This is a genomic window from Mycolicibacter algericus DSM 45454 (assembly GCF_002086455.1).
GTDB lineage: Bacteria > Actinomycetota > Actinomycetes > Mycobacteriales > Mycobacteriaceae > Mycobacterium > Mycobacterium algericum.
This window is the reverse complement of the sequence record NZ_MVHC01000041.1, coordinates 1-23,204: the sequence shown is the minus strand read 5'-3', so window position 1 is coordinate 23,204 and position 23,204 is coordinate 1. Positions and strand designations below refer to the sequence as shown.

Here is a 23,204-nt window from a genome sequence, read left to right as displayed (position 1 = left end):
TCATCCTCCACCGTCTGCGCGTGAACGTCGAAACGCCCCGCCATCGCCCGCATCGCATCCGGGTCGGTCATAAAACGTGTTGCCACTTGTCTCTCCTTATCTGAACTTGATTGTCGTAGCGTGAATTTGCGTCATCCGGCGACGACCGGCCGGGCCATCACCGTCGGCTTGAAACCGTAGCGGGGGGTACCGAGACCGAAGCCGCCCCGGTCGGCGCCCAGCGGCATCCCGCCGGGCATGGCCGCCATCGATTCGATCTCCTCCGGGGCGGCCGACCAACTGCTGGCCTGCAACGCGTCGCCGGTGGCGGCGGTGCCCGCCGGGGCGGCCGCGGCCCACGCCGGCGGCGCGGACAACTCGCCGACCAGTGTCGCCTGGCCCACGCCCGCCGATATCGCCGGCGTGGTGGCACTCGCGGTGAACGCACCGGCTGCCGCCGACGCCGCGCCCGCGGTGCCACCGCCCAGTGCGCCCAGGCTGCTCAGTGGCCCGCCGGGTGCCAGCAGGGCACCGATGCCGGCGCCGGCCGAACCACCACCCAGGGCGTTGAAACCGCTGCCGGAGAAGAAGGTGGTCATGGTCGGGATCAAACTCGCCGGTGTGAACGCCGCCGATGTCCCCACGAAGCTCATCCCGCCGTTGAGGGGGTAGGTCAGCAGCGAGACGACACCGTTGATGGACGCATTCCTGAAGAAGGCCTCGACGAGCCCGGCAAGCGTGGGTGGTGGCAGGTCGGTCGGCGCCGGCGAGGTTAGCGTCTGTAGCGCATTGGGCAGCGACGAGATCAGCTGCGCCGTCTGTGTGTTCTGCGCGGTGTTGCCGGCGGCGGTCGCGTTGGCCTGGCCGACCGCCGCGGCCTGGTTGGCCGTTCCGTCGGGGTTCGTGGTCTGGTTGGGCTCGCTGAACGGCGTCACCTTGGTCGCCGTCGCCGAGGATGCCGCGTAGCTGTACATGACGTTGGCGGCCTGTGCCCACATCTCGAGATATTGGGAGTCGCTGGCCATGATCGCGGCCGAGTTCTGGCCGACGACGTTGGTTGCCACCAGTTGCTTTTGTTGGGCGCGATTGGCCGCGATCACGGCCGGGGGAGGAGTGGCCGCATGGGCCGCCTCGAACGCGGCCGCTGCGGCGGTGGCCCGCGAGGCGGTGTCCTCCGCCTTCGCCAAGGTGTCGGTCATCCACGCCAGAAAGGGCTTGGTGGCGGCGGTCATCGACACCGATGCCGGTCCCATCCACGCTTCGTCGACGAGCTGAGTCAGCGTCGTCTCATAGGAGGTCAACGCCGAGGAGATCTCCGCGGCAAGCCCGCGCCAGGCGGAGGCGACGGCCATCATCGGCGTCGAGCCGGGGCCGGCGTAGAGCCGCCCGGAGTTGACCTCCGGTGGCAGCGTTGCGTAGTCGATCATGGGTCAGACCACCATCGGCTTCGGCATGAATTTGGGCCGGAAACCGTAACGCGGAGTGCCGTAGTTCATTCCGGGCCGCCCGGCCCCGGTCGGAACCGGCGGGGGCATGGAGGCCATGTTGTTGTGGGTCTCCGCGGGCACCGCCCAGCCGGCGGGCTGCGAGGCAAGGGATGCGGCACCGGCCGGAGTGGCCGCCGCCCAGCTCGCCGGCGCCGAGAACGAGGACCCGACCAGGGACGCCTGCCCCATGCTGGCGGCGACGCTCGGGGTCACCGAGCTCACCCCGAAGGCGCTGCTGACCCCGCCGCCGAGCGCCCCGAGGGCACCGAGTGCTCCGCCGGGACTCAGCGCCGCTCCCAGGCCCAGGCCGCTTCCGAGTGCACTGCCGCCTGCGGTGCTCAATCCGCCGCCGGTCATGTAACCGATGAGGCTGGGCAGCAGGCTGGACGGGATGAAGGCCGCACCGGTGCCCATGGTGTTGAACAAGCTGTACAGCGGGGTGCCCAGGAAGTATCCGACACCGTTCAACGGATCGTTGTACAGGAACTCGATGGCGGACTCGATCCAATCGGTCGACGCCGCGGCCCCGGTGGGCGGCGACGCCATGCTCTGCAGTGTGTTCGGCAACGACGAAATCAGCTGTGACACTTGAGCATTGTGTCCCGCTGCGGTTCCGGCGGCATGGGCGACCGCGGCGGCCTGGCTGCCGTGGCCGGCCGCGTTGGTGGCCTGGGCGGGCGCGCTGAACGGCGTGACCTGCGACGCGGCGGCCGACCCGCCGGCGTAGCCGTACATCGCAGCGGCGTCCTGGGCCCACATCTCGGCGTAGAGCGCATCGAGGGCCGCGATCGCCGGCGTGTTGATGCCCAGGATGTTGGTCGCGACCAGCGCGGACTGCTGCACCCGGTTGGTCGTCACCACCGCCGGGGGCACCGTGGCCGCCCGGGCCGTCTCGAAGGCCGTCGCCGCTGCCGTGGCCTGGCTGGCGGCCTGCTCGGCCAGCGCGGCGGTGGTGTCCATCCAGGCGATGTAGGGCGTGGCCGCCGCGGACATCGAGGCCGAACCCGCACCGAGCCAGTCCTCGCTGGACAGTTGCGTGATCACCGTGTCGTAGGAGTGGGCGGCGGCGGCCAGCTCGGCGGCCAGGGCGCGCCAGGCCGAGGCGGCCGACATCATCGGTGCTGACCCCGGGCCGGTGTACATGCGCCCGGAGTTGACCTCGGGGGGCAGCGCTCCGTAATCGAGCATCGGCGCGGCCTAGCCCGCCGCGATCGCGTTGGCGGCTTCGGTGGCCGCGTACGACTCGGCACTGCCGTTCAACGTCGCCACGAACATCTCGTGGATGGCGGCGGCCTGCGCGGCGACCGACTGGTAAAGGGTGGCGTGCGTAGCGAACTGCGCGGCGGTCAGCGCCGACACCTCGTCGGCGGCCGCGGGGACGACACCGGTGGTCGGTGCGGACGCGGCGGCGTTCTGGGCGTTGAGCGCCGAACCGATCGCCTGCAGGTTGCCGGCGGCAGCTGCCAGGGCCTCCGGCTGCGTAGTCACGAAAGACATCTGGACTTCTCCTCACGGAACGGATGCTTGTCGGTTCTTGCGACCACGGTCCCGTATCACCGGCCGATTGTGAAAGCTGGTTAACCGCTTCTTAACCCGTTGCGCGAACTTTTTACGAGGGTGCACAGCCTGCCGGCGGCGGAACGGCGGCGGTCATCACGACGGGCGCTCGCCGTCGCAGGCGGGCAGCACCGAACCAAAAGCAATGCAAGAACGGCATTCGGTGACCTCCACCGGGTTTCGGCGCCACCGTGAGATGACCCCGGCCACGACGAGCCCGCAATGTGTCGGCGGCGGGCGTTCTGGGAGCAGCCTTGGATCGCCAAATCAGCGGCTGCACAACGGGTTACCGGCGATATCAGTGACATCGTCGAAGTGCCCAACGGCGGTGCCGTCGTCGGCGTGAGGCCCCGGTAACGCGGATTTAACATCCCGATCCGGGGGAGTAAACGGTCCGTAACACGCTTTTAACCAACGCTCAGGAGACTAACGAGCCATGAAACGGTTTCTGCTGCTAGCAGGGGTTACCGCCATGATGGGCCTTGCCGCGCCCGGCCACGCCGACCCGGTCGGCAGCGACGCGGCCTTTCTGACCGCGCTGTCGGGAGCAGGCCTGAGCCACCGGGGCTCCGACCAGGTGGCGATCTCCGCCGGTCACTCGGTGTGCCAGCTGATGGACGCCGGCCTGAGCCCGATGGACACCGTTGTCGCGGTGCAGACCACCAATCCGGGCTTCACCTTGCAGCGCGCCGCCGAGTTCGCCCGGATCGCCGCGGTGAACTACTGCCCCGAGCACGCCTGAGACCCGTCCGCTTAAGTCCTGTTGTACGTGGCTGTTCTGCCGGCGCGACATCGGCATTGTCCGTCGACTTTAAAAGTACTTTAGATGTCATGGACGTGCCGTTCTCCGATCTGCAGTTGCGTGGTAAGGCCACCGTTGAGGCCTGGCTGCACAAGTCGGCGAACCGGTATCTGGTGGTCCGCCGTCGAGACGCCGAAGATCTGGTGCTGACTACCGCCTCGCGGGCGGCACAGGCGCGCGAAACGTCCTCGGTGACCTCGCGGTTGCTGGTCGCGTTGATGCAGCAGGATCCGGTTCGGGATGTTGTGGACGATGTCATTCCCCAGGTGTTTCCGTGGGTTTCGTTCCTGTCGCGCGACGAGGCCCGTGAGTTTGTCATCGAGCTGACGTCGACGATGAAGGCTGCTGAATCCATTGACAACCCGGCCCCGGTGGCCCAGCTGATCGATGCCTGGCGGCACACCGCCGAGGTGTTGGCGGACCCGGAGCTCGTGTCGGTCCTGGCGGCGCCCAGCGACGGCGACTTCGGCTCCGTCCCGCTGCCCGGGACCGACCGTTAGGTGGCGCCAAAGCGCGGAGATCGGGTCGCGCCGCCTGCCGGCGCTGCGGAGTGGGAGCTACGGTTTGCCACCAGCGAAGCGGCCATAGGTTGGGAGGCGCTGAGCCGGCATGCCGCGGCCAACACCGCGGCACGCCGGAACCGGGCATCCGAAGGCCACGGAGTGAGGTCAGCGGCCGTCGCGCCGACGCGTACCTGGGAGTCGGGCCGCCTGCCATGCCGTTGACGGCGCCGCCAGTACGCTTTGAGCTGCAACGCCCCCATAGCCCAATTGGCAGAGGCAGCGGACTTAAAATCCGCCCAGTCTGGGTTCGAGTCCCAGTGGGGGCACACGTCGATCAGGCCGGCTTGTCCGCCCGGATGATCGCGGCGTGCATCCCGTCGGCCACTTCGTGAGTGAAGCTCACCGAGGCGCCGGTGAATCCCGCGGCGGCCAGCCCGTCTAGGTACTCCTGCTGCGACAGCGCCCCGGCGATGCAGCCGACATGCGAACCCCGTTCCGCCCGTTCGGTCGGGCTGAGGTGATTCTCGGCCACCACGTCGGAGATCCCGATGCGCCCGCCCGGCACCAGCACCCGGAACATCTCGGCGAGCACCCGGGGCTTGTCGACGGACAGGTTGATCACGCAGTTGGAGATCACCACGTCGACGGCGGCGTCGGGCAGCGGAATGTCCTCGATGGTGCCCTTGCGGAATTCGACGTTGGCCAGGCCGGACTTGGCCTTGTTCGCCTCGGCCAAAGCGAGCATCTCGTCGGTCATGTCGACGCCGTAGGCGAAGCCCTCCGGCCCCACCCGGCGCGCCGAGAGCAGGACGTCGATGCCGCCGCCCGAACCCAGATCCAGCACGCGTTCGCCCGCACGGAGATCGGCGACCGCCGTCGGGTCGCCGCAACCCAGGCTTGCGGTGACGGCTTCGATGGGCAGTTGGGAATGTGCACCGGCGTCGTAGAGGCCGGCCCCGAAGATGGTGCCGACATCGACGGAATCACTGGACCCGCAACAACTTGCGGCGGTGAGCACATCGCTGTTGGTGGCGCCGCCGCCGATCGCCGTGGCAGCCTCGCCGTAGCGGGCTCGGACCTGCTCCCGCAACTCCGGGCCGTCATCCTCGGGCATAGCGCACTCCTCTCATCGACAGTTGTCTATGCGAAAAGCATCCACAACGAATAGATGTTTGTCAATGCGTTCATGGCATACTGGCGTCATGGCAGGCGAATCCGGCTCGGCCCCACCGCCGCTGGTCGACGATCTCGCGCTGTGTTGTGCGCCGATCACCGGCGCCGTGCTGGATGTGGCTGCGGCGGAGCGACTGGCCGCTGTGCTCAAGGCGCTTGCGGAGCCCACCCGGTTGCGGCTGGTGTCGTTGATCGCCGGCCACGACGGCGCCGAGGCGTGCGTCTGCGACCTGACCGCGCCGGTGGGCCTGACCCAGCCGACGGTCTCGCATCACCTGAAGACGCTGGTGGATGCCGGACTGCTGGAACGATCGCAGCGGGGCAAGTGGGCTTACTACCGGATCGTGCCCGCCGCGCTGACGGCGTTGGCCGGCGTTTTCGCCCCGGGTGCGTCCACCTAGCCATCCCGTCGCCGTTCTGCCGCACATACCCCGCCGCCCGAGGTTTTGCAAGGGCCAGTGGTCAAAACGACCGAATTCATTCGGCGAGATTTCTTAGTTTCTTAATCAAAACTAATTGGGATGCAGATCACAAGTTGGCCGCGGTCGGCAACGGCACTGGTCAAAGCGGGTGACCGAGCTTGCTGGTGGTGCCCGCACCGCGCCGTGGCGGCCGCCGGGAACTGGGGTCTGTGGGATTAACCTGCGACCTCGATCACAATAGTTACGACATTTTCCTTTTACCTGGAATTCACCGCTAGGGTGGACCGAACGCCCCGTCCTGGCACCCCGGTCGTACTGACCGCGCCACTGCGGCAGCTACGCGGGGAGTGTGCAATGACGATACGAAGTGTGATCGATGGGAGCGATGTGGACGACGTGGTGGCTTACGGATTGACCGGCCCTGGAGCTCGCATCGTCGACCGCGTGCGGGTCGGTCGCGGCCCGATCGGCGGCGTCGCCGTCACCGCCGACGGCACCCGGCTGTTGGCCACCAACTACGGCGACGACACCGTCTCGATCATCGACACCGCCAGCTGCACCGTCGTGGCGACCGTGTTCCAGGCCGACGAGCCGTTCTCGATCGCTGTCGGCCCCGCCGGCACCGCGCGGGCCTACGTCACCGCCGGCTCCATGGCGCTCGATGCCGTCCTGGCGATCGATGTCGACACCGCCGAGGTCACGGGGTGCTACCCGGTCGCCATGGGCATCGGAGACCTCGTCGCCGACCCGATGGGCAGCCGGGTCTATGCCACCCGCACCGGGTCCGCCGGAGTCGAGGTGCTGGCGCTCGATGCGACCATGCGTCCCGCCGGGGCCGTCCGGGTGGCCGGCGATGCGGCGGCCGCGGCCGCCTGCCTGCGGATCAGCCCCGACGGCCGGCGGCTCTACGTGGCGGTCCGGCAGCCTACCGGGGACACCGTCACGGTCCTGGACCGGCAACTCAACGTCGTCGACGTCATCAAGGTCGCCTCGACCGTCGTCGATGTCGCGGTCAGCGCCGATGGCGCCCGGCTGTTCGTCGCAACCAGCGGTCCCGACGGCCGCGGGGCCGTGAACGTCGTCGACTCCCGTACCCACGCCGTCGGCGCCGGGTTCGTCGTCGACACCCAGCTCATCCAGCTGATCGTGAGCCGCGACGGCGACCGCGTCTACCTCGTCACCGCGGCCGGCATCCTGGTGATGTGCGCCCGCACCGACGAGGCCCTCGGCGCGCTGACCCTGACCACGGCGCCGTCCTGCGTGGCGGAGAGCCCGGACGGCAGCCGCCTGTACATCGCCGGCTTCGACGGTGCGGTGGCCGTCGCCTCGCTGGCCGACCTGCCGGCGCCGTCGGCGTCGCTGCACGAGCAGCTCGCGCTCGACGACGCCGTCAGCCGGATGCTGCAACTCGAACCCGCGCTGTAGCCCCAGCCCCACGGCCGGTGCCGCGCATGGTCGAATAGGTCGATGCGCAGCACTATGCAGGACTGGCCGTTGACCATCGGCGCCATCCTGCGGCACGCCACCGGCATCCACGGCGACCGCACCGTCACCACCATGACCGGCGACGGGTTCCACACCACCACCTACTGCGAGTTGGGCGGCCAGGTCGCCCGCCTGGCGAATGCCCTGCGGCGACTCGGCATCAACGGTGACGAGCGGGTCGCCACATTCATGTGGAACAACACCGAACACCTGGCCGCCTACCTGGCGGTGCCGGCCATGGGCGCGGTGCTGCACACCCTCAACATCCGGTTGTTCGCCGAGCAGATCGTATTCGTCGCCAACGAGGCCGAGGACCGGGTGATCCTGGTCGACATCTCATTGGTGCCGCAGTTGGCGCCGGTGCTGGCACAGCTCGACACCGTGCGCACCGTGATCGTCGTCGGCGACGGCGACACGAGCGCTTTGAAGGCACTGGGATCCGCCGGCAAGACCGTGCTGCGCTACGCCGACGTGCTGGCGGCCGAATCCGACGAGTTCGACTGGCCGGTCATCGACGAGAACTCGGCGGCCGCCATGTGCTACACCAGCGGCACCACCGGCAATCCCAAGGGCGTGGTGTACAGCCACCGGTCCAGCTACCTGCACACCATGGCGGCCTGCACCGCCAACGGTGTCGGGATCGGGACGGATGACTCGGTACTACCGATCGTGCCGATGTTTCACGCCAACGCCTGGGGCCTGCCGTATGCGGCGCTGATGGCCGGGGCGGATCTGGCGCTGCCCGACCGGCATCTGGACGCCCCGTCGCTGGTCGCCCTCATCGAGAAGCTGCGGCCCACCGTGGCCGGCGCGGTGCCGACGATCTGGAACGACGTCCTGCACTACCTGGATCGTGAACCGGGCCACGATATCTCGTCGCTGCGCCAAGTGGTCTGCGGTGGCTCCGCGGTGCCGGTCTCGCTGATGCGCGCCTTCGAGGACCAGCACGCGGTGCAGGTCCGTCAGCTGTGGGGGATGACCGAAACGTCACCGCTGGCCACGTTGGCGTGGCCGCCGCCGGGCACCGACGAAGACCGGCACTGGGCACTGCGCGGCACCCAGGGCCGGCCGATATGCGGGGTCGAGGCGCGGACTGTCGACGACGACGGGCGACCGCTGCCCAACGACGGCGTTGCGGTCGGCGAACTGGAGGTCCGCGGCCCGTGGATCACCGGCTCCTACTACCGCGGCCAGGACGAGTCGAAATTCGCCTCCGGCTGGCTGCGCACCGGCGACGTGGGCCGCATCGACGCGCAGGGTTTCATCACCTTGACCGACCGCGCCAAGGACGTGATCAAGTCCGGCGGAGAGTGGATCTCCTCGGTCGAGCTGGAGAACGAGCTGATCGCCCACCCCGACGTGATCGAAGCCGCGGTGGTCGGGGTCCCCGACGAACGCTGGCAGGAACGGCCGCTGGCCGTGGTGGTGGCCCGCTCGGGTGCCGCTGTCAGCCCCGCCGAACTGCGAAAATTCCTGTCCGACAAGGTTGCCCGGTGGTGGCTGCCGGAGCGATGGACATTCACCGACACCATTCCGCGCACCAGTGTCGGCAAGTATGACAAAAAGACCATCCGGGCCCGCTACTCCAACAATGAATATCAGGTAAGCGAGGTGCGTGACTGATGACTCTGCGCGTGATCCAGTGGGCAACCGGTGGGGTCGGCGTCGCCGCGATCAAAGGCGTGCTCGAACACCCCGATCTCGAACTGGTCGGCTGTTGGGTGCACTCGAAGTCCAAGAGCGGCAAGGACGTCGGGGAGATCATCGGGACCGCGCCGCTGGGCGTGACCACGACCAGCGACATCGACGAGGTGCTGGCGTTGGATGCCGACGCCGTCATCTACGCGCCGCTGGTGGCCAATACCGACGAGGTCACCGCACTACTGCGTTCGGGCAAGAACGTCGTCACCCCGGTGGGTTGGGTCTATCCCAGCGCGCGGTCGGCTGCGCCGTTGGAAGCGGCTGCGCAGGCCGGCAATGCTTCGCTGCACGGTGTCGGTATCGCTCCCGGTGCTGCCAGCGAGCTGTTCCCGCTGCTGCTGTCGGTGATGTCCACCGGGGTGACTTTTGTTCGGTGCGAAGAGTTTTCCGATTTGCGGACCTACGGCGCCCCGGACGTGCTGCGCCACGTGATGGGATTCGGAGGCACACCCGACAGTGCGCTGACGGGTCCGATGCAGAAAATACTCGACAGTGGCTTCGTGCAGTCGGTGCGACTGTGCGTGGACCGGCTGGGATTCGCCGCCGACGACCGGATCCGCTCAACGCAGGAGGTGGCGGTGGCCACCGCGCAGATCGACTCTCCGATCGGTGTCATCGAACCCGGTCAGGTCGCCGCCCGCCGGTTCCACTGGGAGGCAACGGTCGGTGACGAGGTGGTGGTACGGGTGACGGTCAACTGGCTGATGGGCGAGGAGAACCTCGATCCGCCCTGGAATTTCGGCCCGGCGAAGGAGCGCTACGAGATGGAGGTGCAGGGCAACCCGAACACGTTCGTCACCGTCAAGGGCTGGCAGCCCGAGACCGTCGAGGAGGGGCTGAAGAGCAACCCCGGCGTCGTGGCGACCGCCGCGCACTGCGTCAACGCCGTCCCGGCGACCTGCGCGGCCCCGGCCGGCGTCGTCGGGTTCTTCGATCTGCCGCTCATCACCGGCCGGGCCGCACCCGGCCTGGCTCGTTGAACGAGCCGGCCACCCTGTTGGAGCGCTGACCCCGCGGTGATGACAGGTAAACGGGCCCTAGTGCTCGCCGGCGGGGGAGTGGCGGGCATTGCCTGGGAGACCGGCGTGCTGTGCGGCATCGCTGACGAGTCGCCGGCCACCGCGGCAGCGCTGCTGAAATCCGATGTGCTGGTCGGAACCTCGGCCGGTTCGGCGGTCAGCGGCCAGATCGGCAGCGGAGCCGGTCTCGATGAGCTGTTCGCCCGCCAGGTGGCCGAGACCTCGCCCGAACTCGATCCCGGGGTGGGCGTCGAGGGGATCGCCGAGCTGTTCCTGGCGGCCATGACCGAGCCGAACACCACGGCCGCCCAGAAGATGCAGCGTATCGGCGCGGTCGCGCTGGCCACCGAGACGGTCCCCGCCGCGGTGCGCCGGCGGGTCATCGAGCGCCGGCTGCCGTCCCATCGCTGGCCGCAGCGCTGCCTGCGGATCACCGCGATCGACATCGACACCGGCGAGCTGACGGTGTTCGACCGGGAGTCCGGCGTGGAGCTCGTCGACGCGGTGGCGGCCAGTTGCGCGGTGCCGGGAGTCTGGCCACCGGTGGTGATCGGCCGGCGGCGCTACATGGACGGCGGGATGCGCAGCGCGGTCAATCTCGACGTCGCCGGCGACTGCGACGTGGCCGTCGTGCTGGTGCCTGCCGGGGAATCGGCGCCATCGCCGTTCAGCGCCGGTGCGGCCGCCGAGGTCGCGGCCTTCGACGGGCGGGCCTACGCGGTGTTCGCCGACGGTACGGCGCTGCGGGCCTTCGGCTCCAACCCGTTGGACCCGGCGTGCCGGGTGCCGTCGGCGCGGGCGGGACGCGAGCAGGGCCGCCAACACGCCGCCGCCATCGCCGAGTTCCTTAGTTGAAGGGGTCGAGTTCAGACCGGTCGATCGGACTCCAGGGCCTGACCCGCCAGCTTGCGCCCGATATCGATTATCTCTGTGGCGCAATGGAAGTCCAGGCTCCGACAGGCCGTGCGGGGCACCTCGATCAAAAGATCCGGTGGATGCGTGGCCAGGTGGTGTCGGGTCAGCGCCGCCTGGGCGATGTCGATGGTGCGGTTCATCACCTCGAAGCTGCCGAGCTTGGGAACCTCCGGTTGGGGCTCGGTTTCGCCGTCGGGTTCGGTGTCGTCGTTGCCGAACCGGCCGAACAACGCCCGAGCCGCGCTGCGGTCCATCAGCGCAGAGGTGCTCTGCAGCATGCGCGTCAGCCACGCCGGCGTCGAACCCTGGCTCGCCTCCTCGTCGGTGTCCTCGCAGTCCTCGGGGGCGAGAACGTCGGCGGCGTCGGCTCCGCTCAGGTTGACCGCGACGGTCAGATCGGCGTTGACGGCGGCGATCGGCCCCATCGGCACCGGATCGAGGATCCCCCCGTCGGCCAGCAGCCGCCCTTCGACGACGTGCGGGGAGATCACCCCGGGGATGGCGATGGACGCCCGGATCGCCTCGTGCAGCGGCCCCCGCTGCAGCCACACCGATCGTCCCGAGATGAGATCCGTCGTCACCGCGGTATAGGGGATGGGCAGCTCCTCGATGTTGACGTCGCCCACGATTTCGTGGACCACATCGAGGATCTTCCCGGCACGCAGCACTCCGGCCGCGGTGAAGGTCGGATCCAGCAACCGCAGCACCGCACCCTGCGTCAGCGACTGGGCCCAGTCGGCGAACTCATGTAGCCGCCCGGCCGCCTGCAGACCGCCGACCAGCGCGCCCATCGACGAGCCGGATATGCCCACAATCTCGTAGCCGCGTGCCGTCAGTTCGTCGATGACCCCGATGTGGGCGTAGCCGCGGGCGCCGCCGCTGCCGAGCGTCAGTGCCACCCGCCTGGAAGCAGAAGATGTCACGGTCTCCATTGTGAACGAACGGGCCACCGCGGGGTTTCTCGCATGGCTGATTAAAACCGGTGCCACTCGCTGATCAGGGGCATCAACGCTGGTCAGAGCCGTGACCGTTAGCGGGGGCAGCTGCCGGCGGCGCGGAGTTGACGCTGCCTGACCAGGTAGTGTCAGTCCCGTGATGGAGCACGTCGGATTCCAGGGCTGTTGTCGCCGCAGCTGAGTGCTGCCGCCGACCCCCAATCCACCCCATCCGTTTTGGAGTTTTCACCATGGTTATCGCTGACCCTGTCCCGTTGCGGCGTTCGGCCCCCCGGCCCCGCTCGCTGCGCCTGCCCGACCTGCTGCAGACCACCGACCTGGCCGCCGACGCGGTGCTGGACGGCCGCTACGAGCACCTGCTGCCCGCATCCGGCCTGCCGACCGACAGCCGCTGGTTCACCCGGATCCACGGCGACGAGCGACTCGACATCTGGCTGATCAGCTGGGTGCCCGGGCACGCCACCGAGTTGCACGACCACGGCGATTCGCTGGGCGCGTTGACCGTGCTGTCCGGCTCACTGGACGAATTCCATTGGGACGGCACTCAGTTGGCGCGGCGGCGGCTCGACGCCGGCGATCAGGCCTCGTTCTCGCGAGGCTGGGTCCACGACGTGGTCTGGGCGCCGTCAGTTGCCGGGCCGACGCTGAGCGTGCACGCCTACTCACCACCGCTGGTGGAGATGTCCTACTACGACGTCGCGCCCGACAACACGTTGCGCCGGCAGCGCACCGAACTCACCGAACATCCGGAGGCATCGTGACCGCGACCCAGCTGACCAGTCGGATCGACGGGATGCTCGCCGCAGCGCGAGCGCGACTGCACCGGATGACCGCCGAGGAGGTGCCCGCCGCGCTGCGCGACGGCGCGATCCTGGTCGACATCCGGCCGGCAGCTCAGCGCGCGCGGGAAGGGCAGGTGCCCGCCGCACTGGTCATCGAACGCAATGTGCTGGAGTGGCGCTGCGACCCCACCAGCGACGCCCGACTGCCGCAGGCGGTCGACGACGACGTGCAGTGGGTGATCCTGTGCTCGGAGGGTTACACCTCGAGCCTGGCCGCCGCCGCGCTGGTGGATCTGGGCCTGCATCGCGCCACCGATGTCATCGGCGGCTACCACGCGCTGGCCGCCGCCGGGGTGCTGGTTTCGCCGAGCGACTAGCCCGCGCCGGAACGCCTCAGTGGTGGTGTGAGTGATGGTGCCCAGGGGCGTGCGGGACGTGTGGAACGTGCGGCTCCGTCGGCACGTGCGGTGCCGACGGGACGTCCGGTAGCGACGGAAGGTGCGGTGCTCGCGGTTCCGAGTCGGCCGGTGCCGCGGGTTCGGCCGCCCCGGCTGGGACACCGGGGTCCAGCGGCGGATCCAAGTTGTCTGGGTCGTCGACCGGGTCCGGTGCCGAAGCGACCGCGGGGGGCGCCGGGGCCATCACAGCGGCCGCGGGCATGACGATCAGTGCGGCCAGCGCCAGCCGGAGTGCTATTGCGGCGATCACAGTGCTCCTTAACTACTCTCGTCGGAATGTAGCCGGTGTCGCAGTTGTTCGGTTTTCTCCGGCGTCCAGTCCGGCGGCGGCAGCACCGCCGCCCAGCCGTTGGCGACATCCTGGGTGTAGTGGTGGCCGTGCCCGGACGGCACGTTGATCGCAACCGCCAAGTCGGCGGAGACCTGCAGGAAGGTGACCACCGGCAGCCAACGCACTTCCGGCAGCACGTCGTAGCCGCGAGGTTCGCTGAGCCAGGCCGGTTTCTTGAACAGCAGGCGGGGATTCCACCACGCGATCGGATCGGAGGCGTGCTGCAGATAGGTCACCCGCGGCTTCTCCCAGGGGGCGTCCGGGCGTTGCAGATCGTCGGGACGTGCCACGAACCGCACGTGGCGGCCGTCCCGGAAAATCGGCAGCCACTGTGGCGAGCCAGGATCGCGGTTGGCGGTCAGATCGGTCCAAATGGTGTTCTGGAACGTCGGCCCGGAGAACAGTGCTCCGTCGGTGCGGGCCAGCACATTGTTGAGGTTCATGAACGGCGCTTCGCCGCCGAATGACCCCAGACTTTCGCCGAACACCACCAGTTTGGGGCGCCGCGCCTCCGGCAATTCCCGCACCAGCCTGTCGACGGCTTCGAAGAGCATGGTGCCGGCCTGGCGAGCGTTCTCCTTGTCCACCAGGAAGGACAGCCAGCTGGGCAGAAATGAGTACTGCATGCTCACGACCGCGGTGTTGCCGTTGTACATGTACTCCAGCGACGTGGGATCCGGCGAGGTGACCCAGCCGGTGCCGGTGCTGGTCCCCACGGCGACGACCGCGCGGTCCAGGCCGCCGGCCCGCTGCAATTCCCGCGCGGCCAGCTCGGCGGTCGCGGCGATCCCGTCCGCGGAGTTCAGCCCCGCGTAGACGCGGATCGGCTCTTTCGCCGGTTTTCCGTTGAACGCTGCGAGGTCGTCGACGGTGGGGCCGCCGTCGACGAAAACCCGGCCCTCCCGGCCCAGCGACTCCCATGAGGCGAGTGATCCCGGACCGCCCGAGCGGTACCGGCTCTCCGGTGCGGCGGTGTCCGGGCCCATCTCGTTGTTGACCGCGGCGAAGGTGTGGTTCAGCGTGCGCATCGCAACCTTCACCACCACGCCGTTGAGCAGGGCGATGACCAGAGCCACCAGCAGCGACACCGTGACGACCGCGGAAATCCGGGGCGGCGCCACCCGATTGAGCTGGCCCGTCAGAAACCGGGTCAGGCGTCGCATCAACTGACCGATCTCGACCAGCGTGAAGAGCACGATCACCGACAGCAGTGCGGCCCACGGATAGGCGAGCCAGCCCAGATGCGGGACGCCCATCAGATCCCGCACCCGGTCCTGCCAGACGTGGAACCAGAAGCTCATGCCGACGATGCCGGCGAAGGCCACCGGCACCAGCGTTGCCCAGGCCCAACGCGGGGCCGACCGGCTGGAATCCGCCGAACGCATGTAGCGGACCAGCCACACCGTGAACACACCCAGGCCGTAACCGACGGCGCCCGAGGCGCCGCTGACCAGGCCCTGGAACAGCGGACCGCGAGGCAGCAGCGACGGTGTCAGCGACAGCCAGATGAACACCACGCCAAACGCGGTCCCGGTGAAGGTGTAGCGCCGGACCCACCAGGGCTTGGTAGGCGGTTCCGGCGACACGGGCTCGGCGACGGTGACGGCCGTGTCGGACATGCGGGTCCCCTAGCGGTGGGTGAAGTTCGGCGGGCGCTTCTCGGTGAACGCCGCCATGCCCTCGGTCTGGTCCTCGGTGGCGAACGCGGAGTGGAACAGCCGGCGCTCGTAGAGCAGCCCCTCGGCCAGGGTGGATTCGAACGCGCGGTTGACCGCTTCCTTGGCCATCCGGGCCGCCGACAGGCTCATTCCGGCGATGGTGGCCGCGACCTTTGCGGCTTCGGTCAACAGGTCGTCGGCCGGCACCACGCGGGAGACCAGGCCGCTGCGTTCGGCTTCGGCGGCATCGATGGTGCGGCCGGTCAGGATCAGATCCATGGCCTTGGCCTTGCCGATGGCGCGGGTCAGGCGCTGGGATCCGCCCATGCCCGGCAGCACACCGAGTTTGATCTCCGGCTGGCCGAACTTGGCGGTGTCGGCGGCGATCAGCACATCGCACATCATCGCCAGCTCGCAGCCGCCGCCGAGGGCATGGCCGGCAACCGCTGCGATGGTGGGGGTGCGCACCGCGGCCAGCTTGGACCAGGCGGCGAAGAAGTCCGCCGCGAACACCTCGGCGAAGCTCAGGTCGGCCATCTCCTTGATGTCGGCGCCGGCGGCGAACGCCTTGGCGCTGCCGGTGATGATGATCGCCCCGATCCCGGGATCGGCGTCGAATTCGACTGCGGCGGCGGTGGCTTCGTTCATCACCTGGCTGTTGAGTGCGTTGAGCGCCTGCGGCCGGTTCAAGGTGATGGTGCCGACGCGTCCGTCGCGGTCGACGAGGATCGTTTCGTAACTCATTTGAAGGACTCCTTAAAACACTAGATCGGGTTCGGCGGGGGCGAAATACGATTCGACGGCTGCGGAGCTCACCTCGGCCAGTGTCGCAGGCGACCACTGCGGGTTGCGGTCTTTGTCGACCAACTGGGCGCGGATCCCCTCCACCAGGTCATGGGAGTGCAGCGATGCGCTCGACACCCGGAACTCTTGGATCAGAACGTCTTCCAGCGTGGCCAGCTCACCCGCCCGGCGCACCGATTCCAGTGTCACCGAGCAGGCGATCGGTGAGCGGGTGCCGATGAGTTCGGCGGCGGCATTGGCCTCGGCGCTGACATGACCGGCCAGCGCGGCCACGATCTGCGCGACGGTGTCGTGGGCGTAGCACTCGTCGATCCAGTCACGGTGTGCGGCAAGCGCACTCGCGGGTGGCTCGACGGCATGGCGTTGCAGTGCCTCGGTGACGCCCTCGGCAAGGATGGTCGCCGTGAAGTCGCCCAGTGCGGCGTGCGGCACATAGTGGTCGGCGAAACCCAGCGCGATGGCGTCCGCGCCGGAGAACGGCGCGCCGGTCAGTGCCGCGTGCAGGCCGAGGTGGCCCGGCGCGCGGGAGAGCAGGTAGGTGCCGCCGACATCGGGAATGAACCCGATACCCACCTCCGGCATCGCCATCTTCGTCGTGTCGGTGACCACGCGGGTGTTGGCGTGCGCGCCGACTCCCACACCACCGCCCATCACGATGCCGTCCATCAGCGACACGTACGGCTTGCCGTATCCGCCGATCTGAGCATTGAGGAGATATTCGTCGTGCCAGAAGCGCCGCGCCTCGGCGCCGTCGGCCTTGGCGCTGTGATAGATCGCGACCACGTCGCCGCCGGCGCACAGTCCGCGCTCGCCGGCACCGGACAGCACCACCGCGGCCACCGCCGGGTCGTCGGCCCAGGTAGAAAGCGCCGCGGTCATCGCGGTCACCATCGGTAGGTTGAGGGAGTTGATCGCCTGCGGGCGGTTCAGCGTCAGCAGACCGATCCCGTTCTCGACGCGGGCCAGTACCTCGTCAGATTCACTCGTCACGCCTTCGCAATGTAGATCCCTTCCCGCGCTCGGCGGTCCGCGGGTAAGGTTTGGCGGAGGAACGGCCCGCAGTCTGTTGGGAACCCCGGCGGGTCGTGGATCGTTGATCAAGTTGTTCGCACATTTCGTGTCGGAGCACAAGACAGCATTAGGAGAGGATCGGGAAGGTGCGGGAGACCAGCAACCCGGTATTTCGTTCGTTGCCCAAACAGGGCGGCTACGCGCAGTTCGGCACCGGTGTAGGGCAAGCCACCGCCGGCGCAACCCAGCAGATGAGCCAGGGTTACCCCGGTCTGCAGAGCCCGCAGACCGACTACCAGCGGGAGGTCAGCCGCCCGCTCACCATCGACGACGTCGTCACCAAGACCGGCATGACGCTGGGGGTACTCAGCATCGCCGCCATCGTGTCGTTCTTCCTGGTGTCGGCCAATCAGACGCTGGCCGCCCCGCTGACCTTCATCGGCGCGTTCGGTGGCCTGGCGCTGGTCATGGTGGCCATGTTCACCCGCCGGCAGGACAGCAAGGCCCTGGTGCTCAGCTACGCGGTGCTGGAGGGGCTGTTCCTCGGCGCCATCTCGTTCGTGCTGACCGCGGTCACGGTCGGAACCAGCAACGCCGGTTCGATGATCGGCCAGGCGGTGATGGGCACCTTCGGGGTGTTCGGCGGCATGCTCGTGGTCTACAAGACCGGCGCCATCCGCGTCACCCCGAAGTTCACCCGGATGATCGTCGGCGCTCTGTTCGGTGTGCTGGCCCTGATGATCGGCAACCTGGTGCTGTCGCTGTTCGGTGTCGGCGGCGGTGACGGACTGGGTCTGCGCAGCGGCGGGACGCTGTCGATCATCTTCTCGCTGGTCTGCATCGGGATCGCCGCGTTCAGCTTCCTGATCGACTTCGACGCGGCGGACCAGTTGATCCGGGCCGGGGCGCCGGAGAAGGCCGCCTGGGGTATCGCTCTCGGTCTGACGGTGACACTCGTCTGGCTGTACCTGGAGATCCTGCGGCTGCTCAGCTACTTCCAGAGCGAGTAGCGGCCAGCAGCAAAAAGGCGACCCCGTGCCCAGCCGGCACGGGGTCGCTTTTTGTCTATGACGGGCGATCGAGTGTGCGTTTTGGGTCGCTAAAACGCGATTTTGCGACCTAAAACGCACACTCGACGCAGCAGGTTAACGGTCAGCTCAGCCGCTCCACGACCATCGCCATACCCTGGCCGCCGCCGACACACATCGTCTCCACGCCGAAGGTCTTGTCGTGGGTGGCCAGGTTGTTCAGCAAGGTGGCGGTGATGCGGGCGCCGGTCATGCCGAACGGGTGGCCCAGGGCGATCGCCCCGCCGGACACGTTGAGCTTGTCCTCGTCGATACCCAGCTCCCTCGCCGAGCCGAGCACCTGCACCGCGAAGGCCTCGTTGATCTCGAACAGGTCGATGTCCGAGACCGACATCTTCGCGTTCGTCAAAGCCTTCTTGACCGCCTCGATCGGGCCCAGGCCCATGATCTCCGGCGACAGGCCCGACACCCCGGTGGCCACGATCCGGGCCAGCGGCTTGAGGCCGAGCTGCTTGGCCTTGGTGTCGCTGGTGATGACCACCGCGGCCGCGCCGTCATTGAGTGGGCAGGCGTTACCGGCGGTCACCGTGCCGTTGGGACGGAACACCGGCTTGAGCTGGCTGATCTTCTCGTAGGTGGTGCCAGCGCGCGGGCCGTCGTCGGTACTCACCACGGTGCCGTCCGGCAGCGTCACCGGGGAGATCTCCCGGGCGAAGAAGCCGCTCTTGATGGCTTCCTCGGCGCGGTTCTGGCTGCGCACCCCCCAGTGGTCCTGGTCCTCGCGGCTGATCCCGGTGTGCAGCACCACGTTCTCGGCGGTCTGGCCCATCGCGATGTAGATGTCGGGCAGGTTGCCGTCGGCGCGCGGGTCATGCCACTCCTCGGCACCGGCAGCAGCCGCCTCGGTGCGGGCCATGGCGTCGTTGAACAGCGGGTTCTTGCTGTCCGGGGCGCCATCAGCGGCACCGATGCCGAACTGCGAGACGGTCTCCACCCCGGCGGAGATGAACGCGTCGCCCTCGCCGGCCTTGATCGCGTGGAACGCCATCCGGGTGGTCTGCAGTGACGACGAGCAGTAGCGGTTGACCGTGGTGCCCGGCAGGAAGTCGTAGCCGAGCAGCACCGACACCACGCGGGCGATGTTGTAGCCGGCGGCGCCGCCGGGCTGGCCGCAGCCCATCATCAGGTCGTCGATCTGGTGGGGGTTGAGCTCGGGCACCTTGTCCAGGGCGGCGCGCACCATTTGCGCGGCCAGGTCGTCGGGCCGCATGGTGACCAGCGAACCCTTACCGGCCCGGCCGATCGGTGAGCGAGCAGTTGAGACGATGACGGCTTCGGGCACTTCTGACTCCTTGCGATCGGGTATTCCAGCCGAATCTAGTCCGACGGGACTGCCCCAGCTAAATCGGCCTGACCCATCGCGGCGCACAGCGGCGGGATCAACTGGCTCGCCGCCAGCGCATAACCTGCGGCCGAGGGGTGGTACTGGTCCTGGGCGAACAGCAGCCCCGGGGTGTCGCGGAACGCCGGCGCGCTGAAGTCGGCGAACGGCACGGGAATACCGCCGGCGGCCTTGACCGCCCGGGTCTGGGCCCGCGCCAACTGCCGGGCGCGGACCTGCGCGACCAACCGCAGCGGCTGGGGGATCGCACTGACCGCCCCGAAATCCGGGCAGGTACCGACGACCACCACCGCGCCGCTGCGGTGCAGTCGCTTCACCGCCGCGTGCAGTCGCTGCGCGGAGCCGGCGATGCTGTTGAGCGCGGTGACGTCGTTCGCCCCGATCATGATCACCGCCGCGTCGGGCGGCGGCCCGGCGACGAACATCGCGTCGACCTGGCCGGCGAGCCCCTTGGAGGTGGCGCCCACAAGCGCCTTGGTGCTCAACCGCACCCGTTTGCCGGTCTGCTCGGCCAGTGCCCGGGCGATCAGCGCGCCGGGGACCTCCTCGGGTGAGCAGCAACCGTAGCCGGTCCCGGTCGAGTCGCCGAAGATCATCAGGTGCAGATCGACGCTCATGCCACGCTGAAAGCGCTGCACGGCGACGTCGCCGGGAAGCTCGCCGGCAATGTAGATGCCGTCGGCGCGCGGCGGAACGTCGCAGGCTCTCGGAATGGTCTGGCGCGCGACGTCGGCCTGGCCGGCCAACAGATTGCGCAGCCCCAGGTAGAGGGTGCCGCTGGAGGCGAGCGCGCCGGCGGTGGCCAGCGTGACCGCCGACCGCCGTGCCACCCGGATCCCCATGGGAGCAAGTCTAAGGAGCGAAACCGCGCAGCGCCCCCGCGCAGCAAACAAAATAGATCACGATGCGGACCCGATGCCGTATCGGAACGAACCCTAAGATTTCTTCACATACTTCTTCGTGTGACGATACGTGGAACCGCGTTGGCTGTGCCGGCCGGGGCCGGCTGGAGGGAGTGTCCGCCATGACCGCACCCAGCAGAATTCCCAGCTCGTCGCAGCCTGCCGCCCGGCTATATCCCGTTTCGCGGCCCCGCCGACACGGTCGCCACGACGGGCTGCCCGTCGAGGTCGTCGAGGACTCACCCAGCGTCGAAGGCAGGCTGGCGTGGCTGGCCGCCAGGGCCACCATCAGACCGGTCCTGTCGGTCGGCAGCTACTTCCCGCGGATGCCGTGGCCGTTCGGCTTGGTCGACTTCGCCGCCAAGGCGATGCTGCCGCCGCCGGGCACCATCCGCGCCACCATCCGGTTGCCGCGGTGCAAAGCTCAACTGGTGCGGGCCGCCGGTGTGCTGCCCGCCGACGGCACCCGCCGGGTGGTGCTCTACATGCACGGCGGTGCCTTTGTGACCTGCGGGGCCAATACCCACGGCCGGCTCGTCACCAAGCTGTCCAAGTACGCCGACAGTCCGATCCTGGTGGTGGAGTACCGGATGGTCCCGAGGAACTCCATCGGCGACGCCATCGACGACTGTTACGACGGCTACCGGTGGCTGCGCCGTCAGGGCTACCAACCGGAGCAGATCGTGCTCGCCGGCGACTCCGCCGGCGGCTACCTGTCGCTGGCGTTGGCCCAACGTCTGCTGGAGGAGGGCGAGGACCCCGCGGCGATCGTCGCGATGTCGCCGCTGCTGGAGATCGCCAAGGAAGCCAAGAAGGCGCACCCGAACATCCACACCGGGGCGATGTTCCCGCCCAAGGCGTTCGATGCGTTCGTCGAACTGGTCGAAGCGGCCGCCCATAAAGACCGCGTTCACGGCGGCGAAGTCCTCGAACCGCTGCGCCACGTGAAACCGGGCCTGCCGCGCACCCTGATCCACGTCTCCGGTTCCGAGGTGCTGCTGCACGACGCACGGCTGGGCGCCAAGGTGCTGGCCGCGGCCGGCGTCCCGGTGGAGCTACGGGTGTGGCCGGGCCAGATCCACGTCTTCCAGATCGCCGCGCCGTTCGTGCCGGAGGCCACCCGCTCGCTGCGCCAGATCGGCGAATACATCCGGGAGGCCACCGGTTAGCCAGGCCGTGCCCCGGTGGGTGGCACCGCCTGAGACGATGGCAGGTATGCGGATAGCACGCCACATCAGTGACCTCATCGGCAACACCCCACTGGTCGAGCTGAATTCGATCGTTCCCGACGGGGCGGGCCGGGTGGTGGCCAAGATCGAGTACCTCAACCCGGGCGCGAGCTCCAAGGATCGCATCGCGGTGAAGATGATCGACGCCGCCGAGGCCAGCGGGGCGCTGCGGCCCGGTGGGACCATCGTCGAGCCCACCTCCGGCAATACCGGTGTCGGGCTGGCGCTGGTCGCCCAGCGCCGCGGTTACAAGTGCGTGTTCGTCTGCCCGGACAAGGTCAGCGAGGACAAGCAGAACGTGATGCGCGCCTACGGCGCCGAGGTGGTGGTCTGCCCGACGGCGGTACCGCCCGACGACCCGGCCAGCTACTACAGCGTGTCCAACCGGCTGGTCGAGGAGATCGACGGCGCCTGGAAACCCGACCAGTACTCCAACCAGGCCGGCCCGGAGAGCCACTACGAGACCACCGGTCCGGAGATCTGGAACGACACCGACGGTCAGGTCACCCACTTCGTAGCGGGGATCGGCACCGGCGGCACCATCACCGGCACCGGCCGCTACCTCAAGGAGGTGTCGGGGGGCCGGGTGCGGGTCATCGGCGCCGACCCCGAGGGCTCGGTGTACTCCGGCGGCACCGGCCGGCCGTACCTGGTGGAAGGAGTCGGGGAGGACTTCTGGCCGGCCGCCTACGACCCGAAGGTTCCCGACGAGATCATCGCGGTCTCCGACGCGGACTCCTTCGACATGACCCGCCGGCTGGCCCGTGAGGAAGCGCTGCTGGTCGGTGGATCCTGCGGAATGGCCGTGGTGGCCGCGGTGGAGGCGGCCGTCAAAGCCGGACCCGACGCGCTCGTCGTCGTCCTGCTGCCCGACGGCGGCCGCGGCTACATGTCGAAGATCTTCAACGACGCCTGGATGTCGTCCTACGGATTCCTGCGTTCGCGTCTCGACGGCTCCACGGTGGAGCCGACCGTGGCCGACGTACTGCGGGCCAAGTCCGGGGTTTTGCCCGACCTGGTGCACACCCACCCGGCGGAGACACTGCGCGACGCCATCGGGATCCTGCGGGAGTACGGCGTCTCCCAGATGCCCGTCGTCGGCGCCGAGCCACCGGTGATGGCCGGTGAGGTCGCCGGCAGTGTGTCCGAACGCGACCTGCTCTCCGCGGTGTTCGAGGGCCGGGCCAAGCTCGCGGACGCGGTGTCGCAGCACATGGGGCCGCCGTTGCCGCTGATCGGCTCCGGCGAGGTGGTCGGCGTCGCCGCCACCACCCTGGCTGACGTCGACGCGGTGATGGTGGTCGAAGACGGCAAGCCGGTCGGCGTCATCACCCGCCACGATCTGTTGGGATTCCTCTCCGACGGGCCGCGCCGCAGGTAGCGATCCCGCGGGCGCATTGCGGTAGCGTGAAAATCCGCATCGAATTACTCGGAGAAGGGTGCTCATGACCGACTTCCCGCCGCCGCCGGGCAACTACCCTCCTCCGCCGGGTGATTACCCGCCCCCGGGCAATTACCCGCCGCCGCGGCCGGGCGATCATCCGGCGCCCGGCAATTACCCGCCCCCGCCGCCCGGCGGGGGCGGCGGATAGTTCCCCGG

Annotated in this window: 22 protein-coding genes, 1 tRNA gene and 1 pseudogene; 13 read left to right on the top strand and 11 right to left on the bottom strand. The window is 68.7% G+C overall.

What is annotated here, in order from left to right; genetic code table 11:
* The 4 genes and pseudogenes from BST10_RS20670 to BST10_RS20655 form a co-directional block, all read right to left on the bottom strand.
* Nucleotides 1–86 (bottom strand): annotated as a pseudogene (locus BST10_RS20670) (WXG100 family type VII secretion target); the annotation flags it as partial.
* A gap of 45 nt (nucleotides 87–131) precedes the next feature.
* A complete protein-coding gene (locus BST10_RS20665; protein ID WP_165757221.1) occupies nucleotides 132–1,403 on the bottom strand; it encodes a PPE family protein in 1,272 nt (423 codons plus the stop codon).
* A 6-nt stretch (nucleotides 1,404–1,409) separates the two neighbouring features.
* Nucleotides 1,410–2,654, bottom strand: coding sequence for a PPE family protein (locus BST10_RS20660; protein ID WP_083040381.1), 1,245 nt, complete (start codon nucleotides 2,652–2,654; stop codon nucleotides 1,410–1,412).
* Between the two features lie 9 nt (nucleotides 2,655–2,663).
* A complete protein-coding gene (locus BST10_RS20655; RefSeq protein WP_013827945.1) occupies nucleotides 2,664–2,963 on the bottom strand; it encodes a PE family protein in 300 nt (99 codons plus the stop codon).
* Nucleotides 2,964–3,459: 496 nt separating this feature from the next.
* On the opposite strand from BST10_RS20655, the gene BST10_RS20650 reads away from it, so the two are divergent.
* The 3 genes from BST10_RS20650 to BST10_RS20640 all read left to right on the top strand — a co-directional run bounded on the left by BST10_RS20650 (nucleotide 3,460) and on the right by BST10_RS20640 (nucleotide 4,654).
* Complete coding sequence (locus tag BST10_RS20650; protein ID WP_013827946.1) at nucleotides 3,460–3,765, top strand: DUF732 domain-containing protein; 306 nt, start codon at nucleotides 3,460–3,462, stop codon at nucleotides 3,763–3,765.
* 89 nt (nucleotides 3,766–3,854) lie between these two features.
* A complete protein-coding gene (locus tag BST10_RS20645) occupies nucleotides 3,855–4,325 on the top strand; it encodes a hypothetical protein (protein ID WP_083040378.1) in 471 nt (156 codons plus the stop codon).
* Between the two features lie 255 nt (nucleotides 4,326–4,580).
* Nucleotides 4,581–4,654, top strand: a tRNA-Leu gene (locus tag BST10_RS20640).
* An 8-nt stretch (nucleotides 4,655–4,662) separates the two neighbouring features.
* Here BST10_RS20640 and arsM read toward each other — a convergent pair.
* On the bottom strand, nucleotides 4,663–5,442 hold the full coding sequence (gene arsM, locus BST10_RS20635) for an arsenite methyltransferase (RefSeq protein WP_083040376.1): 780 nt from the start codon (nucleotides 5,440–5,442) through the stop codon (nucleotides 4,663–4,665).
* 88 nt (nucleotides 5,443–5,530) lie between these two features.
* Between arsM and BST10_RS20630 the strand changes: the two genes are divergently transcribed.
* The 5 genes from BST10_RS20630 (at nucleotide 5,531) to BST10_RS20610 (ending at nucleotide 10,983) form a co-directional block, all read left to right on the top strand.
* Entirely contained in the window at nucleotides 5,531–5,902 is a 372-nt protein-coding gene (locus tag BST10_RS20630; RefSeq protein ID WP_013827949.1) for an ArsR/SmtB family transcription factor, read from the top strand.
* Nucleotides 5,903–6,277: 375 nt separating this feature from the next.
* The gene (locus BST10_RS20625; RefSeq protein ID WP_232062518.1) at nucleotides 6,278–7,348 is read left to right on the top strand and encodes a YncE family protein; all 1,071 of its coding nucleotides are present in this window, start codon (nucleotides 6,278–6,280) and stop codon (nucleotides 7,346–7,348) included.
* A 42-nt stretch (nucleotides 7,349–7,390) separates the two neighbouring features.
* The gene (locus BST10_RS20620) at nucleotides 7,391–9,031 is read left to right on the top strand and encodes a long-chain fatty acid--CoA ligase (protein ID WP_083040372.1); all 1,641 of its coding nucleotides are present in this window, start codon (nucleotides 7,391–7,393) and stop codon (nucleotides 9,029–9,031) included.
* Entirely contained in the window at nucleotides 9,031–10,089 is a 1,059-nt protein-coding gene (locus BST10_RS20615) for an NAD(P)H-dependent amine dehydrogenase family protein (protein WP_083040370.1), read from the top strand. The genes BST10_RS20620 and BST10_RS20615 overlap by 1 nt, the downstream gene beginning before the upstream one ends.
* Before the next feature lie 39 nt (nucleotides 10,090–10,128).
* Nucleotides 10,129–10,983, top strand: coding sequence for a patatin-like phospholipase family protein (locus BST10_RS20610; RefSeq protein ID WP_083040368.1), 855 nt, complete (start codon nucleotides 10,129–10,131; stop codon nucleotides 10,981–10,983).
* An 11-nt stretch (nucleotides 10,984–10,994) separates the two neighbouring features.
* Here the strand turns inward: BST10_RS20610 and BST10_RS20605 are convergent, their stop codons facing one another.
* Nucleotides 10,995–11,942 (bottom strand): patatin-like phospholipase family protein, encoded by a 948-nt coding sequence (locus BST10_RS20605; protein WP_205277457.1) that lies wholly within the window; start codon nucleotides 11,940–11,942, stop codon nucleotides 10,995–10,997.
* 287 nt (nucleotides 11,943–12,229) lie between these two features.
* On the opposite strand from BST10_RS20605, the gene BST10_RS20600 reads away from it, so the two are divergent.
* Together BST10_RS20600 and BST10_RS20595 are read left to right on the top strand one after the other, a co-directional pair.
* Complete coding sequence (locus BST10_RS20600; RefSeq protein ID WP_083040366.1) at nucleotides 12,230–12,760, top strand: cysteine dioxygenase; 531 nt, start codon at nucleotides 12,230–12,232, stop codon at nucleotides 12,758–12,760.
* Nucleotides 12,761–12,792: 32 nt separating this feature from the next.
* On the top strand, nucleotides 12,793–13,158 hold the full coding sequence (locus BST10_RS20595; protein WP_041319602.1) for a rhodanese-like domain-containing protein: 366 nt from the start codon (nucleotides 12,793–12,795) through the stop codon (nucleotides 13,156–13,158).
* Between the two features lie 339 nt (nucleotides 13,159–13,497).
* Here the strand turns inward: BST10_RS20595 and BST10_RS20585 are convergent, their stop codons facing one another.
* From BST10_RS20585 to BST10_RS20575, 3 genes are read right to left on the bottom strand one after another with little or no spacing between them, the layout of a single operon-like run.
* Entirely contained in the window at nucleotides 13,498–15,189 is a 1,692-nt protein-coding gene (locus BST10_RS20585; RefSeq protein ID WP_083040362.1) for an alpha/beta hydrolase, read from the bottom strand.
* Between the two features lie 9 nt (nucleotides 15,190–15,198).
* Nucleotides 15,199–15,972 (bottom strand): enoyl-CoA hydratase, encoded by a 774-nt coding sequence (locus tag BST10_RS20580; protein ID WP_083040360.1) that lies wholly within the window; start codon nucleotides 15,970–15,972, stop codon nucleotides 15,199–15,201.
* Nucleotides 15,973–15,984: 12 nt separating this feature from the next.
* The gene (locus BST10_RS20575) at nucleotides 15,985–17,022 is read right to left on the bottom strand and encodes an enoyl-CoA hydratase/isomerase family protein (RefSeq protein WP_083040359.1); all 1,038 of its coding nucleotides are present in this window, start codon (nucleotides 17,020–17,022) and stop codon (nucleotides 15,985–15,987) included.
* 167 nt (nucleotides 17,023–17,189) lie between these two features.
* Here BST10_RS20575 and BST10_RS20570 point away from each other — a divergent pair, with 167 nt between their 5' ends.
* Nucleotides 17,190–18,053 carry a Bax inhibitor-1/YccA family protein gene (locus tag BST10_RS20570; RefSeq protein ID WP_083040357.1) on the top strand — a complete coding sequence of 288 codons (864 nt, stop codon included), beginning with the start codon at nucleotides 17,190–17,192 and terminating at the stop codon, nucleotides 18,051–18,053.
* Between the two features lie 142 nt (nucleotides 18,054–18,195).
* On the opposite strand, the gene BST10_RS20565 is transcribed toward BST10_RS20570, so the two are convergent.
* A complete protein-coding gene (locus BST10_RS20565; RefSeq protein WP_083040355.1) occupies nucleotides 18,196–19,413 on the bottom strand; it encodes an acetyl-CoA C-acetyltransferase in 1,218 nt (405 codons plus the stop codon).
* 35 nt (nucleotides 19,414–19,448) lie between these two features.
* The gene (locus BST10_RS20560) at nucleotides 19,449–20,315 is read right to left on the bottom strand and encodes an SGNH/GDSL hydrolase family protein (protein ID WP_083040354.1); all 867 of its coding nucleotides are present in this window, start codon (nucleotides 20,313–20,315) and stop codon (nucleotides 19,449–19,451) included.
* A gap of 182 nt (nucleotides 20,316–20,497) precedes the next feature.
* Here BST10_RS20560 and BST10_RS20555 point away from each other — a divergent pair, with 182 nt between their 5' ends.
* Complete coding sequence (locus BST10_RS20555) at nucleotides 20,498–21,544, top strand: alpha/beta hydrolase (protein WP_083040351.1); 1,047 nt, start codon at nucleotides 20,498–20,500, stop codon at nucleotides 21,542–21,544.
* Nucleotides 21,545–21,590: 46 nt separating this feature from the next.
* Nucleotides 21,591–22,985, top strand: a complete 1,395-nt coding sequence (locus tag BST10_RS20550; RefSeq protein ID WP_083040349.1) for a cystathionine beta-synthase — start codon at nucleotides 21,591–21,593, stop codon at nucleotides 22,983–22,985.
* Nucleotides 22,986–23,204: the final 219 nt, after the last annotated feature.

What these genes read in the sequence shown, in the direction of transcription:
- BST10_RS20660 (WP_083040381.1), bottom strand. Translation starts at nt 2,654, where the DNA reads ATGCTCGATTACGGAGCGCTGCCCCCCGAGGTCAACTCCGGGCGCATG.
- BST10_RS20655 (WP_013827945.1), bottom strand. Translation starts at nt 2,963, where the DNA reads ATGTCTTTCGTGACTACGCAGCCGGAGGCCCTGGCAGCTGCCGCCGGC.
- BST10_RS20650 (WP_013827946.1), top strand. Translation starts at nt 3,460, where the DNA reads ATGAAACGGTTTCTGCTGCTAGCAGGGGTTACCGCCATGATGGGCCTT.
- BST10_RS20645 (WP_083040378.1), top strand. Translation starts at nt 3,855, where the DNA reads ATGGACGTGCCGTTCTCCGATCTGCAGTTGCGTGGTAAGGCCACCGTT.
- arsM (WP_083040376.1), bottom strand. Translation starts at nt 5,442, where the DNA reads ATGCCCGAGGATGACGGCCCGGAGTTGCGGGAGCAGGTCCGAGCCCGC.
- BST10_RS20630 (WP_013827949.1), top strand. Translation starts at nt 5,531, where the DNA reads ATGGCAGGCGAATCCGGCTCGGCCCCACCGCCGCTGGTCGACGATCTC.
- BST10_RS20625 (WP_232062518.1), top strand. Translation starts at nt 6,278, where the DNA reads ATGACGATACGAAGTGTGATCGATGGGAGCGATGTGGACGACGTGGTG.
- BST10_RS20620 (WP_083040372.1), top strand. Translation starts at nt 7,391, where the DNA reads ATGCGCAGCACTATGCAGGACTGGCCGTTGACCATCGGCGCCATCCTG.
- BST10_RS20615 (WP_083040370.1), top strand. Translation starts at nt 9,031, where the DNA reads ATGACTCTGCGCGTGATCCAGTGGGCAACCGGTGGGGTCGGCGTCGCC.
- BST10_RS20610 (WP_083040368.1), top strand. Translation starts at nt 10,129, where the DNA reads ATGACAGGTAAACGGGCCCTAGTGCTCGCCGGCGGGGGAGTGGCGGGC.
- BST10_RS20600 (WP_083040366.1), top strand. Translation starts at nt 12,230, where the DNA reads ATGGTTATCGCTGACCCTGTCCCGTTGCGGCGTTCGGCCCCCCGGCCC.
- BST10_RS20595 (WP_041319602.1), top strand. Translation starts at nt 12,793, where the DNA reads ATGCTCGCCGCAGCGCGAGCGCGACTGCACCGGATGACCGCCGAGGAG.
- BST10_RS20585 (WP_083040362.1), bottom strand. Translation starts at nt 15,189, where the DNA reads ATGTCCGACACGGCCGTCACCGTCGCCGAGCCCGTGTCGCCGGAACCG.
- BST10_RS20580 (WP_083040360.1), bottom strand. Translation starts at nt 15,972, where the DNA reads ATGAGTTACGAAACGATCCTCGTCGACCGCGACGGACGCGTCGGCACC.
- BST10_RS20560 (WP_083040354.1), bottom strand. Translation starts at nt 20,315, where the DNA reads ATGGGGATCCGGGTGGCACGGCGGTCGGCGGTCACGCTGGCCACCGCC.
- BST10_RS20555 (WP_083040351.1), top strand. Translation starts at nt 20,498, where the DNA reads ATGACCGCACCCAGCAGAATTCCCAGCTCGTCGCAGCCTGCCGCCCGG.
- BST10_RS20550 (WP_083040349.1), top strand. Translation starts at nt 21,591, where the DNA reads ATGCGGATAGCACGCCACATCAGTGACCTCATCGGCAACACCCCACTG.